The sequence below is a fragment of the Filifactor alocis ATCC 35896 genome (assembly GCF_000163895.2).
GTDB classification, from domain to species: Bacteria; Bacillota; Clostridia; order Peptostreptococcales; family Filifactoraceae; genus Filifactor; species Filifactor alocis.
In genome coordinates, this window is sequence record NC_016630.1 from 64,849 (window position 1) to 79,626 (window position 14,778).

8 protein-coding genes are annotated in these 14,778 nt (G+C 37.0%); 3 read left to right on the forward strand and 5 right to left on the reverse strand.

What is annotated here, in order from left to right:
• The first annotated feature begins 41 nt into the window (after positions 1 to 41).
• The 3 genes from HMPREF0389_RS00280 (at position 42) to HMPREF0389_RS00295 (ending at position 7,952) form a co-directional block, all read left to right on the forward strand.
• Positions 42 to 827 (forward strand): hypothetical protein, encoded by a 786-nt coding sequence (locus HMPREF0389_RS00280; RefSeq protein ID WP_014261737.1) that lies wholly within the window; start codon positions 42 to 44, stop codon positions 825 to 827.
• 249 nt (positions 828 to 1,076) lie between these two features.
• On the forward strand, positions 1,077 to 1,250 hold the full coding sequence (locus HMPREF0389_RS00285; protein WP_156775212.1) for a hypothetical protein: 174 nt from the start codon (positions 1,077 to 1,079) through the stop codon (positions 1,248 to 1,250).
• A gap of 408 nt (positions 1,251 to 1,658) precedes the next feature.
• Positions 1,659 to 7,952, forward strand: a complete 6,294-nt coding sequence (locus HMPREF0389_RS00295; RefSeq protein WP_014261739.1) for an S-layer homology domain-containing protein — start codon at positions 1,659 to 1,661, stop codon at positions 7,950 to 7,952.
• A 138-nt stretch (positions 7,953 to 8,090) separates the two neighbouring features.
• Here HMPREF0389_RS00295 and hydF read toward each other — a convergent pair whose 3' ends face one another.
• From hydF to HMPREF0389_RS00320, 5 genes are all read right to left on the reverse strand, one after another.
• Entirely contained in the window at positions 8,091 to 9,272 is a 1,182-nt protein-coding gene (gene hydF, locus HMPREF0389_RS00300; protein WP_014261740.1) for a [FeFe] hydrogenase H-cluster maturation GTPase HydF, read from the reverse strand.
• A gap of 17 nt (positions 9,273 to 9,289) precedes the next feature.
• On the reverse strand, positions 9,290 to 10,714 hold the full coding sequence (gene hydG / locus HMPREF0389_RS00305) for a [FeFe] hydrogenase H-cluster radical SAM maturase HydG (protein ID WP_014261741.1): 1,425 nt from the start codon (positions 10,712 to 10,714) through the stop codon (positions 9,290 to 9,292).
• Between the two features lie 78 nt (positions 10,715 to 10,792).
• A complete protein-coding gene (gene hydE / locus HMPREF0389_RS00310) occupies positions 10,793 to 11,788 on the reverse strand; it encodes a [FeFe] hydrogenase H-cluster radical SAM maturase HydE (protein ID WP_014261742.1) in 996 nt (331 codons plus the stop codon).
• Between the two features lie 4 nt (positions 11,789 to 11,792).
• A complete protein-coding gene (locus tag HMPREF0389_RS00315; RefSeq protein ID WP_014261743.1) occupies positions 11,793 to 12,047 on the reverse strand; it encodes a TM1266 family iron-only hydrogenase system putative regulator in 255 nt (84 codons plus the stop codon).
• A 698-nt stretch (positions 12,048 to 12,745) separates the two neighbouring features.
• The gene (locus HMPREF0389_RS00320) at positions 12,746 to 14,392 is read right to left on the reverse strand and encodes a Na+/H+ antiporter NhaC family protein (RefSeq protein WP_014261744.1); all 1,647 of its coding nucleotides are present in this window, start codon (positions 14,390 to 14,392) and stop codon (positions 12,746 to 12,748) included.
• Between the last annotated feature and the right edge of the window lie 386 nt (positions 14,393 to 14,778).

Below are 14,778 nucleotides of genomic sequence, written 5' to 3' on the forward strand. Positions count from 1 at the left end.
ATGATGATAAAAGCAATGGATTACAATGGGAGGAATCAGATATGAGCTTTGATTTGTTTGTGTTTGAGAGAAGAGAGAATATCAAAACTTCTTTGGATGTATTTTCTTATCAGGAAGAGTTTACAGAGTATCGCGAGGATAAAGATTATGATTCTTTGACCGGTTGTTCGGATATTATTTCTCGTTGGGCGAAAAAAATCTTTGAAAAATTTCCACCGATGAACGGCGAATATGCGCCTCCTGATGAAATTGCTTATGCATCGGAAGAATCGGAGAATCATTTGACGGATTACAGTTTGGGAGAGCATGGCGTATATTGTGCATTTTCATACAAAGTTTCGGATGAGGCACTGGAATATGTAAAGAGTATCGCAGATGAATACATGGTGGGAGTGTATGATATCCAAAGCAATGATGCGATTTTCGGCAAAGGCATCGAAATATTGAAGTATCGAACGGAACATCATGACGATACCGTATGTGACTGGGACAATATAGAACAATCCATTGATACCCTTGACAGTACAGAAAGAGGAACAAGCAATAGAGAAAATGCCTTCATCACAGTGTGGTTTGATTCGGACGAAACGAATTACAATTATATTCAATGCACACCGAACTATGTCTCTCATGGATTGTTTGGAAGACTGTTTCAAAAAAACAAATCTGACCATGTATCCGGCTATTTTTTTGAAATTACTGAGAATAACAGCTTATATCGCACCTTTGTTGAGGATAAGGATGACCTGAAAAAACTGATGAAAGCATGGTGTGTCGAAAGAAAAGACATAGATGTCGGCAACTATGAAAAAATTCTTGATTTATAGTGTCCATCGCATGTTCCAAGATAGACTTGCAAGATAGACATGGTATGCTTACAAAAACGGTATGCTTATGAAAAAGACAATAATGTGATGCATATAAAAAAGAGAATAAAAGATATTGTCATTAGAAAAAAGCAGATTTGTTATAATATTTTTCATCCGTGAGCCATCTAAAAATAGAAACCTTAGGTTTTGTTGTGTTTGTGATAAAAAATGGGTAAAGATATCAATAAAGAAGGGGGATTGATGACAATGACATTCAAAGAATGGATTCACAAATTTCATCCCGAATGTGAGGGTGATATGATGGAAGAGCAACTGATGGAAGAGTATGCGACTTGGCAAAAAACACACAGCGACTCCATGTGTTCCTTCTGTGCGACAGGAGAAATGCCGGAATCGTCCGACTTAGATGGAATTTTATAACATGTAATATTGTATAAGAAAAATTGTAATGAATTGGTGTCGAATGGTTTGTTTCGGTAGCAATTCATTTTTTTATTCCTCAGTCAATAGAGCACATGAACTGTTAGATTTTCCATGTTATTAGATATGAACTTTTGTCATGTGCTCCTGTTTTTGATAAATAAACAGTATGGTATCATCATGATATTCAACATTTGCTAACTGTTTTCAACGGATTAACGTAGTAGAGAAAAAATATGATTATCATCATAAAAACTTGCAAAAGGGTAAAAAAAATAATATAATATGCAAGATAAAGATTATCATTTTCTTGTGATATTAAATATTAAAAGTAGGAAGGATGTTCTTTATGTATAAAATGAGTATTGATTTTTCAATTCAACATCAGGATAGATAAGGAGATTTTTTATGAGAAGAAATTATATTTTTTCAAAAACAATGGCGGTTTTGTTATCGGGGATTATAACAGTGTCTGCCTTGCCGTTGTACAGTTTTGCGGATACGATAAATGTATCAAATACTTTTACCGATGTACAAAAAGGGAATTGGGAAGAAAACGGAATTATGAGTTTGGTTCACAAAGGCGTAATATCCGGATATCCGGATGGAACATTCAAACCGAATCAAATCACTAAAAGGGGAGAATTTGTATCTTTGCTAAATAAGATATTCGGACTAAAAAATTCTTCTGAAATAAAATTTACAGATGTTCCAAAAGAATTGTGGTGCTACGACGCCATTTGTGTAGCAGTTGGTGAGGGATACATAGCCGGATATCCGGATGGAACATTTAAACCGAATGCACCTATTACTCGTGAGGAATCAGCTGTATTGCTTGCCAAAATATTGGAAAAAAAGGGTGAAAAAATAGAAGGCAACATCGTTTTACCAAAAGATGAAATTTCTCCTTGGGCAAAAGAGGCAGTTGCTTTTGTGATGTCAAAAAAATTGATGTCCGGATATCCGGATGGGACATTCAAACCGACCCGACAAATTACAAGAGCAGAGTCTGCTGTGTTAATGAATCAAACTGATGAATATATCAAAGGAATTTTTTCAGATAAGAATGACGCAACCAATCAAAAAGAAGAGCCGAAAAAAGAAAATCATTCAAATCAGAAGGATAAGGGAGATTCTTCAGGCGGAGGAAGCGGTTCTATACAACCAAAAGAGACTCTGTCTATGTATCATCTTGAAAATAATTATTATGTTTTCAATGTGAAACCGGAAATGACAAAAGCAGAAATTCATAGCCTTTTGAAGAAACAATATCCTACATTGAAACAATATTATATCGGAAAGATTTTTAAGGACAATACAAAAGTCTTTTTGTATCTGGAAGATGGTGTTTTGAATTGTCCGTCATTGGCAGAAGTTCCGGAAGGAATCAGCGGAATCTATGTAGGTAAAGATGGAGAGTTCATTGGATATGAGGAAGGAAAAGAAAAGGGAAGAGTGTCTCTTTTTGTAGGAGAGGTGAAATTAGATACTCCGTTTGAAACAACGGAAACAGTGCTGGGGTTGAAAGGAAATGAAATCAGCGGAGGATTGGATTTACAAGCGAATACGAGAAAAATTGACGGTTTGAATTTTCATTTAGAAAAAACAGAAAAGAAAAGCATGGTCTATCAGTCTGCGATTGCTCAATCTTCATCTGTTAAATCAGAAATCTCTAATCTTGAAATTACAAACAACACCTTTGATTTCGGAAACAGTACCGTTTCTGCAAAAAATGCGATTATCATCACATCTAAAGTGGGTTCAGGATATTTGAAAATCAATCACAATACCATCAAAGGGTGGGGTGCGGAAAACAACAGCACTTTTTACAGCAATTATGCGATTGCAATTAAGACACAGACAGAAGACGGTACACTTACTGAGATAAAAAATAATGAAATTTCGGATTACGGATATAACGGGATTTCAGTCAGTGCCGGAAAGAGAGCAAGTGTTTCTATTGAGAATAATAATTTGAACAATCTCGGACAAAATGGAATCGGAGCAGCTTTATTTGGAAAAGGAGAAGAAGTTTCTATCAAAAACAACACCATTTCTCGCTATGGTTCCAAAAAGATTATGGTAAAGAAAAGCTTTTTAAGTTCAGAGACAGTAGAGTCTGATGCGCATGAAGAGGGCTTGACAGTAGGATATATCGGAGTAGTTCGCGGTGTAAAATTCAACGGCAAGTATTATAGCAATCAACAAAAATTCTTACAAGATTTGTCCCGTTTGAACAATATTGAAGAAAAAGAAAGCAATGACAAGAACGAAGGAGTTTTGAATTGTACACCAATCAAACTGAGTCATGATTATAACTTTAGAAATCCGATAGAAGAAATTAATAAATCGTATTCAAGACTTCAAGATGCTGAGCTAATTATTGTAAAAGATGATGATGAAGACTTGATTTTGCCAAATGAACAAATCAAAGAAAAGACGGTAAAATCATTAAGAATTGTGGGTGAGGGAAGCGGAAAGGTAATTTTGAATCAAACTCTTTCTATTACGGATGATTTGACAATCGATTTACCGAACTGTAATCTACAAAACAACGCAAAAGTGGACAAAGAAAAAGTGCATATTATCAGAATCAGAGATAATGATTACTCCAATTTTGTAATAAAACCTGAAATGACAACTATTCCGCTTAAAACAGTATCTTCTTTAGCAATTCAAATTTTGGATATTCAGGATAAAGAAGGAAAGAAAGTAGCAAAAGAGCAGTCTAACTTGACAAATAATATCAAAGTGTTTGTAAATGATGAAACATCGCCCGATTTTACAGTCAACGATGAACAAGACACAGTTATTTTGAACAAGAGCTTACTGGATCAGATATTGCGATTTGCGACAGTTAAGATAGAGTATCAAGATAACAAAAATAATGTTTCCGGCGTCAAAAAATCGTTTGATGTGAAAGTGGAAAACAGTTCTACTCTGAAAGCGGAATTTGAAAAAGGAGCAGAGCCGAGCATTATAGAAAGTTTTGCGCCTGAGGAAGGCTTAAGAATAAAAATAACAGAAGTAAAAAATGCAAGCGGAGAGAGTGTTCAACCATCTGAATTAAACCTAAAAGATGGCGTTTCTCTTAAAATTTCGTACCGTGAGGCAAAATCACAAGATCTTGAAATTGATGGAGATACCATTACACTAAAAAAAGAATTTTTGGATACAGTTTCGGTACCGCTGTTTGCATTGACACAAGATGTTATCATTTCCGTTACAGACTTGCAACAGAAAGTGTTGGATGCAAAAGCAACTTTGAAAATTAAAGTTTTGAATCATTCCGGCGGAGAAGTAACTCCGATCAGCACCTTGACATTTACACAAGGAAAAGCACCTGAAAGCGGAATGACATTCAAAATAACAAGCTTACGAAATGCCAAAGGAGAAGAATTAAGCAAAAATGAAATCGATTTAGAAAATTGTGTTGACATTGAGCCTTTCCCGGTAGATTGGAAAGATGACAGTCTTGAAAAACTGGAAGACGGTCGTATTCGATTCAACAGAAAGTACCTGTCGATTGACAAAGAGCAAAACACAATTACAATCAAAAAGGAATACTTGAACAAATTGGTTGTTAACGACAAAGATACGGAATTTGGAACAAAACAGATTATTGTAAAATATAGAGATAAAAGAGTAGGAATTGATTTTAGAAGCGATAAATTTTTGATTCATATCAAAAAAGCATTGAAACCGTTGAGCAATGATACAAGCATTGTGTCAAGCGAGTATACGATTCAAGGAGATAAAATCACTTCCGGAAACAGTTCTATTACGAAGAACACAACAGTATCGGAATTGATGAAACATATTCATAAAGGAAATGAAAGACAAGTGTTGAGAGTGTATGATAAAAAATATATTCTGAACGGGAAATTGGATAAAAATCATATCTATGATTATCGCAAATCTTATGAAAATATGGTAAGCGGAGATTATTTGGCAGTTACTGCAGAAGATGGAATTGCCGTCAAAGTTTATGAAATTTTGTTTGAGGGTTCAGCAAATCAATCTCTGATTTCTGTCAAAGACAGTAATGTAATATTGAATTTGGGAGCTACCTTTATAGAAGTTACGGAAAAGGTTACAACATCAGAACAATTGAAAGCTGCTTTGGAAGTGGTGCAAGGAGCAAGTCTTCAGGTATTAGATAAGCAGGGTAATTCTGTTTCTGAAATAAAAGACGGTTATCAACTCGTTGCACAAAAAGAAAATCAAAGAGAAGAAAGAATCATCAAATTAAATTATTCTAAAAAAACATATCGAGCTTTGATTATTGCAAATAGTGATTACGGTAACGAAAAATTGAATTTGGTGGGACCGAAAAACGATAAAGTGTTGATGAAAAAAGTTTTTGAAAATCAAGAAATTTCTTCCAATCCGTTTGAAAAAATTACAGTAGAAGAAAATGTAGACAAAGCACAATTTTTGGCAAAAATAAAAGAAGCCTTTGAAGGTGCAAACAGCAATGATGTCAGCTATCTATACTATTCCGGACACGGAAACAATATAGATGGAGTAAGTTACATCTGTACTACTGATTTGAAAGAGAACAAGGAAGAACAAAAACAAGCGTGGATTAGTGTAAATGAACTCAGAGAAGCATTAGATGATGTACCCGGAATGAAGGTATTGATATTCGATTCTTGTAACGCAGGGGGATTTATCGGCAAAAAGGTGGATGCGATTACGACACCTACACCAAACTCCTCCAAAAATGCAAAGGAATTTAATGAAAATATCGAAAAAGTATTTGTAAAACAAGAAGAAAAATCAATTCATTATTTGACATCGAATGACTACAAGGTGTTGACAGCAAGTTCGGAAGACGAATATTCATTTGAAGATAAGAAAGAAAAAGTGGGAAAATTCACCAAGGTATTGTCTCAGGTTGCCGGAATCTATGGAAATGTAGTAGGTGATACGGATAATGATGGTAAAGTTTCTTTAGAAGAGGCATATCGATATCTTGAGGACAATGTTGTGTATACCTCACATATTCAAGCCTTTCCGCGAAATGACAGTTATACATTGTTTGAAGTCGGTGCAAATGCGAAACCGATCAGCAGTGATACTTCCGTTCAATCTACAAAACAAGCCGGAGAAGATGAGCTATTAATTATTATTCGTGGAAAACAGCGATTGATTCAATCGAAAATATTCCAAATTACAGAGAGAGTTACAGTAGAGGAATTTTTGAGTAAAATTGTAAAAGGTCATCCAAATCAACAACTAAGGGTTGTGAAAAAAGAGCTTCAAGGAATGATAGAAAAAAAGGGAACCGATTTACTGGAAAAATTGGATTTCTTAGAGGTGACGGCAGAAGACGGAACAAAAGCAAATTATATCATTACCGTGCAAAAAGCGACCGGCTCCGATGTTTTAGATATCAGCTCAAAGAAAGATGAAAAAGAGATTGCATATTATACAATTATTTATAATGCAAAATTGATAAAAAGCAGTTTGAAAAAACTTACAGAAGAGACGACTGTAGAAGAATTCTTATCCAATATCGTAAAAGGAGATGCGAAACAGACACTTTCTGTGATAGATAAAAACAAACAATCGAAAATCGACTCGGATAAACTGGCTTCAGGGGATAAATTGTTGGTTAGAGCAGAAAGCGGAAAAACGGCAGAATATACGATTATCTTGGATAAAAAACCTTTGGAGTTGGTATTCAAAGACAATGCCTTCAAGGTTGAGCATGGTGAGGGAGCTTTCGGCACAAAAATTGTATCTGACAAAAAAGAATTAGATACGAATGTAACAGTAGAAGAATTCCTGAATTTAATTGTGAATAAGGATAAATTCAAGAGTATAAAATTGAATAGCGGAAATGCCGATGAACCGAAGAAAAAAGACGAAAAACTGGAACAGGGAGATTATTTGCTTGTTGCAACGGGTGGTTATCCTAAGAGATATACTTTGATGGTTAAAAAGGCAGGAACACCGACTCTTCCGGAAGAACCGAAACCGCCGCAAGAAGAGAAAAATGAACCTGACTTTGGAGAGGATTTTGCAATTTCAAAAAATCAGTATGGTTTAGGAAGAATTGTTTCAAAAGATACAAAGATTGTGGACACGATGACAGTACAGGAATTTTTATCAAAAATGAAAAATAAGGATAAATTCCAAAAAGTTGTTGTGAAGAGCGGATGGGATGAAAAATCATCAGACAAGCCTTTGAAAAACGGAGATAGATTGTTTGTAGAGATGAAATCTTCAAATTCCGGAGGGTTGAGTGTAACACCTCCTCCACAAATATACACAATTGTAGTGGAAAAAGCTTCTGTTGAACCTCCTCAAGAAGAAATCAAAGAACCTGACTTTGGCGGGGTATACAAAATAGGAGTGCTTAATAAAAGTGAAATTATCTCCGGAACAAAAGAATTGACCACAGATACGACAGTAGAAGAATTTATCGCAAGTATCAAAAATTCTTCCGATTATGACAGTATTGTGATTAAAGAAGCTTATGAAGAGCATGTCAAAGAAAATAATAAAAAAATCGAAAGTGATGATAAATTGGTGTTAAAAAAGGGAACGCAGGAAAAATTGTATTATTTGAGAAATGTAACAAGCAGCGGTGGCGGTATTGTCATTCCCGGTATTCCTACACCCAATCCTCCGATTATAACACCACCTATTGTGACACCTCCGGAAAATAGCAAGTTGGATGATATTGGTTAGTATTATTGTAATGATAGTTTGATTATGTTGAAATCCTCTTTTTTAAGAAAAATAACTCTTAGAAAAGAGGATTTTATTGTATAGAGAAAACCTCCTAATTACTTTAGCGTTAGGAGGTTGAGGTTTTTTGTAGATTATTTAGTAGTCAATATCTTCCAAAATACCATTCAATTTGGCAATGGCAATGCCGTAGTTGGTAATTGGAATCTGTGAATGGACTGCCTGTTCTACACGACTCATCACATGTTTTTTGTTAAACATACAAGCACCGCAGTGAATGATGATATCGTAGGGGCTTAAATCGTTTGGAAAATCATTTCCGGAAACAATATCAATCTTCAAATCGGGATGTATTTTTTTTCGTAGCAGTCGGGGCAATTTTACTCGACCGATGTCTTCTTTGAGCGGTCTGTGGGAGCATGCCTCTGCAATCAAAACACGCGAGTGTTCATTTAAGGAATCCAATATTTGTGAACCGCGAATGAATTCCTCAATATCTCCTTTGTGCCTGGAAAACAGTACGGAGAAGGAGGTCAGTAAACTCTCTTCCGGTTTTTTGGGAAATACTTGTGCGAACAGTTGGGAATCCGTAATAATCAACTTGGGAGGTTTATTTAGGGATTCGAGGGCTTGGTCATACTGTTCGAATGTCGTTGAAATCACAATACATTGATGGTCCAGCAAATCACGAATGGTCTGTACTTGCGGTAAAATGAGGCGTCCTTTTGGGGCTTGGATGTCTTGGGGCATTACCAGCAGTACGGTATCAAGCGGTTTGACAAGGTGACCGCAGATGGATTCTTCTTTCTCTAAGGTAGTACTGATTGTTTGAAGTTCTTTCAGTAAAGTGTCGATATTTTCTTTGTGTAATGCACTGACACAAATCGGTTTCTTTCCGAATTCTGTTTCGATTACAAGAGCTAAGTTGCTACTGTCTACAATGTCGGATTTGTTCAGTACAAAAACAGTTGGGATGTTTTTGTCATGCAAATAGGTAATCCATTGTCTTTCTTCTTCAAAGGAACTGTCACCGAACAAAAAGATGGCAATGTCGGTTTGTTCTACGACCTGTTTGGTCAGCTCGATTCGTTCGGTTCCCAATATGCTGTTATCATCAAATCCTGCGGTATCAATCAAAAGGCATGGTCCTATCGGATGCAGCTCAATGGCTTTTTTGACAGGATCGGTGGTCGTTCCTTTCTGTTCAGATACCAGTGATACGGTTTGATGGGCAATGGCATTGATGAGCGAAGACTTTCCGACGTTTGTTTTTCCGAAAAAGGAAATGTGAATACGGTTTGCGTTTGGAGTTGTCTGCAATTGATTTCCTCCTTATCTTAGAATCTGAAATCACGGGAGCCGTGTTCCATTTGAAGGATATATTCTTCTGAGCGTCTCTTTACATTGGCATCCAAAATATGCGCCAATTCTTTTTGGATAAGCTGTTCTCCAAGTTTTTTCGTTTCGGGAGATGCATAGTCAAGAAGATACTCGGTCAATGTCATAAGTGAGTTTGGTTGACAGACATTTCCGATTTGACCTGATTTTGCAAGAGCCATGAAACGATCTCCTGTACGCCCTGCTCGGTAGCAAGCAGTACAGAAACTTGGGACATATCCGGAGTTCATCAGCCAATAGATGATTTCATCAAGGGTACGCTTGTCACTGGTATCGAACTGTGCAGAGTTGTCTTCCAATAATTCTTTTTCGGCATAGCCACCGACACTGGTGGAAGAACCGCCACTGATTTGGGAAACTCCGATTTCCAACACTTCTTCACGAGAGGATGCAGATTCTCTTGTGGAAATAATCATTCCTGTATACGGTGTGGAAATACGAATCAATGCAACAATTTTTTTGAACAGGGAATCAACAATTGCTTCCGGGAATTCGCTGACATCGATATCATCTGCCGGACGAATACGAGGAACGCTGATGGTGTGAGGTCCGACACCGAATTTTGCCTCTAAGTGCTCTGCGTGCATAATCAATCCGACAAAGTCATAGCGATATTTGTAAAGTCCGAACAATACACCGATACCGACATCGTCAATATCTCCTTCCATTGCACGATCCATCGCTTCTGTATGATATGCGTAGTCATGTTTCGGACCGGTTGGATGAAGTTGCTCGTAGGTTTCTTTATGGTAGGTTTCTTGGAATAGGATATAGGTACCGATTCCTGCTTGTTCCAGTTTTTTGTAGTTTTCTACAGAAGTTGCGGCAATGTTGACATTGACACGACGGATGGCACCGTTTTTGTGGTGAATATTATAGATGGTGTCGATACTTTCCAAAATATATTCGATTGGAGAGTGAAGCGGATCTTCTCCTGATTCCAATGCAAGGCGTTTGTGTCCCATATCTTGCAGTGCGATTACTTCTTTTCTGATTTCTTCTTGTGTCAATTTTTTGCGACGAATATGTTTGTTCTTTTGATGGTATGGGCAGTATACACATCCGTTGACACAGTAGTTGGATAAATAAAGCGGTGCAAACAGCACAATTCTTCTGCCATAGATACGCTCTTTGATTTGTTTTGCAAGTTCAAACATTTCAGCAAGGATTTGTTCGTCTTCACATTCCAGCAAAAGCGCTGCCTCACGGTGTGTTAAGCCTTGTTGTTTTTTTCCTTTTTCCAATACTTTACGCATTAACTCCAAGTTGTCTTTATTTTTTTGTGCATATTCAATGGTATCCAAAATTTCTTGGTCGTTGATAAATTCTTCTGCACGGCTAGATGCAGGATTGTATCTTGTCATAATGATTCCCCTTTCATCAATAAATATAAGCTTTGTTGTTTTATTTCATTGAGTTTGTGTTCGAAAGATGTTGTGAGGTTACCTCGGTATTTTGCCAAGGGAACGAATCGTTGTTTCCAGTTCTTGTCGTTCTTCTTCGATATTGTTTACCTTAATTGCAGTTGGATAGATGTCGTACAGTTGAACATATTCCGGCGGAGTCACTTTTCGCATAATGACATTGGCACCGCAAGAGAATATGTTGTTTTTTTGTTTGGTATCCAGTACACCGAGTGAAGTGGTTGCCGGCAGGTTCGCCTTCGGTAAGAGAATGCGAGCAATGGCAACTGCTTTTTTGGTCAGTTCGGTATTTCCCGCTGAACAATCTCTGAGTTCCGTCTCCGGATGTGGGATAAAAGGTCCGATTCCTGCCATATCACATTGCAAATCGTAGAGAAGAAAAAGGTCTTCCGCAATGGTGTGTAGGGTTTGAGTCGGTAGACCGATCATAAAACCGCTACCGGCGTCATATCCTAATTTCTTGATATCTCTCAAACATTGTGTTCGAGCGGCAAGGGTTCCACAAGGGTGGAGGTTGCCATAGAGCGAGGTATCAGCCGTTTCATGTTTTAGGAGATAGCGATCCGCTCCGCAATCTTTGAGATAAGCAAGTTCTTCAAACGATTTTTCACCGCAGCTTAATGTAATAAACATATCGACTTGTTTTTTGATTTCCTTGACGATAAATCCAAGTTTTTCTACCGTAAAATAAGCATCTTCTCCGGATTGCAGGACGGCAGTAAGGTATCCCGCTTTTCGTGCGTGGATGGCTGTTTGTATCACTTCTTCTTCTGTCATGCGATAGCGTTTGGCAGAAGAGTTAGTCGCATTCAACCCGCAATATTTGCATTTTCGTCTACAGTAATTGGAAAATTCCACAATCGCACGAATATCGATATACTTACCGTGATGAAAATGATTGATTCTGTCGGCATAGTCGAATACCGGAGAAAAGTCCTCTAATTCCAGTAAGGTAAGGATATTTTCAACAGAGATATCGTCAATGAGTTTTTGGATTGCCGGATGTGTGTTCAATCCATTACTCCTTTGATTTGGTATAAGAAGTCTTGACATTGACACCCTCGAGCATTCCTAATTTACCCGACAAGCTGCTGATTACATTGGTAGGCGCATCGACAATGACGCTGATTAAGGAAACTCCTCTGGTTCTGTAAGGAATCCCCATTCTACCCACAACATAACTTCCGTATTCATGGAGAATATCATTAAGAGCATTTGTTTTTGTTAAGTCCTCTACAATAATCCCAATCAGTGCTAAGCGATTTTCTTCCATTTTATTAACCCCCTTTATTTCATAAAAAAAACCGTATGAAAGAAGATATACTCTGCTGTCATACGGTGTCGTACTTTTGGTTTTTTGATATTGTTTGCAAACGAATTCTTGATAAAAGATGTGAAAGGATAGAATCAAATTGATTTTGATAAAGTTTGTCATAGTTGTTCAGATAAAGATGTTTTTCCAAAGTTTTCTAAAAGGTTGTTTCAAAAACTTCTTATCTGAAATGATACTTATTTTCTCACATCAACCAACACAACTTTTGTTGTGGTAATTTTTGCAAACAAAAAACACCGCCTTGATACTATGGAACGAATCCATACTATTGAGTACGATACCGGTAAGTCAGGACATCTTTCTTTCAGAAAAGAACGATACATTCTTATCTTTCAGTCAGACATGATAGATGATACCATATCCCACAGATTCCATTGTGTGAACTTCGTTTGCACGCTGCTCTCACTTAAGAACCATGGATACATGAGTATTATATCATAGTGGAATATAATACGCAACTTGTAACAGTACGGGAAGAAATTTTTGTGTTCTGTTTACAGAAGGATTATTTCAAAAACACAATCAACAAAAATTTTCTTTTGCTGATACTCTCTGCATTACTTTGCTACCCAAAAATTTCAAAAAAAAACATCCTCTTCAACATTGGAAGAGGATGAGATATGTTTAGAAGTATTACATTAGCATTCGTTAGAAGGATTTAATACATTGACCGGTACCGATTTTGTTGCAGTTACTTTTTTGAGTACGACAAGTGTAATAAACATCAGTACAAAAGAAAGAGGTAACATAATAACGGCACTCTTTACAAATCCGGCAATCACATAGTTGACAAATGATACAACGGCAACTGTCATTGCATAAGGCATCTGCGTATTGACATGGTTGATGTGGTTACATTGAGCTCCCGCCGATGACATGATTGTCGTATCGGAGATAGGGGAACAGTGATCTCCGCAAACAGCACCTGCCATACAAGCGGAAATGGAAATAATCATCATGGTTTTGTCATGTCCGGCAAAAACAGATACTACAATCGGAATCAAAATACCGAACGTTCCCCAGGAAGTACCTGTTGCAAAAGCAAGTGCACAACCTACAACAAATACAAGTGCAGGAACTAAATTCATAAAGTGTCCGGCAGTATTTTTCATCACTTCCGACACGAATACAGTAGCACCGAGGCTGTCTGTCATAGATTTTAATGTCCAAGCAAAGGTTAGAATCAAAATGGCAGATACCATTGATTTGAATCCTTCCGGAATACATTCCATACATTCATGGAAAGAAAGCACTCGACGAGCGATATAGAACAGGATGATAAGAACCAATGCAATCATACTTCCCAAAGACAATCCGAAGGAAGCATCACTACCTGAAAAAGCACTGATAAAGTCCACGCCGGTGAAAAATCCGCCGGAATAAAGCATACCTGCTGCACAGAAGAAGATTAAAATCAAAACAGGTATCACAAGGTCATTGACATTTCCTTTGCCTGAAATTTCATGTGAAGCGATATTTTCGTAGGGACGATCCGGAGTCGTATAGATATCTCCGTTTTTGGCATTTTCCTCATGTGTTTTCATCGGACCGAAGTCAAAACCCATCCATGTGATGGCAAACATCATAAAGATGGTCAAAAATGCATAAAAGTTGTAAGGAATCGCTTGGATAAAAATTTGGAACCCGTCAGCACCTGGAACAAAACCCGTTACAGCTGCAGCCCAAGAAGAAATCGGTGCAATAATACAGATAGGTGCAGCGGTAGAATCAATCAAGTAAGCCAGTTTCGCACGAGAAAGTTTATACTTGTCCGAAATCGGCTTCATCACACTTCCTACGGTAAGGCAGTTGAAGTAGTCATCAATAAATACAATCAGTCCCAATATAATGGTCAAAAACTGTGCGCCTTTACGAGAGGAGATTCTTTTTTCTGTCCATTCTCCGAAAGAAGAAGATCCACCCGTTGCATTCATCAGATTGACAATTGCACCCAAAACGACCAAAAAGACCAAAATACCGACATTATATTTATCTGACAGAACATTGATAATTCCCTCCGTCAGAATATGATTCATTGCACCTTCAATAGAAAAGTTGGCATAAAACAGTCCTCCGATAAAAATTCCGATAAAGAGAGAACTGTAAACTTCTTTTGTCAATAATGCAAGTGCGATTGCTACAATAGGAGGTATTAATGCCCAAAAAGTTGCATATAGAGCTGGGGGCACCTGTTTATCTTCCGCAAAAACCATCGAAGGAAATAAAATAAACAGTGAAAACAATACCATGAACATACGTGAATTTTTTGCGTTAAAACAGATCATAATAAACGCTCCTTTCTAAAAATTTGAGATGTTATTGTTTGATTTCCGTTTTCGCCATCATAAGGAATAGGACATTCTGTTAGAAATAAAACAATACAAACTATTATATTTTCAAAATGAATATAATTTCAACAGTATACCATTGAAAGACAATTCAGTCAATTCAAATAAGCAGTATGTTACAATATTGTAAAAAATATTTTTGTGTTTTACCTTTGAACGAAGAATCAAAGGGTATTTTCTGAACAGACATCCTGATAACTTGCAACAAAAGGCTTATTTATTTGGCAAATAATAAAAGATTGACCAAATAATATTGAAATTTCATCAATTGGAAGGAATGGACAATTCGGATAATGAGATTGGAATGCTCCATAAATTATGGT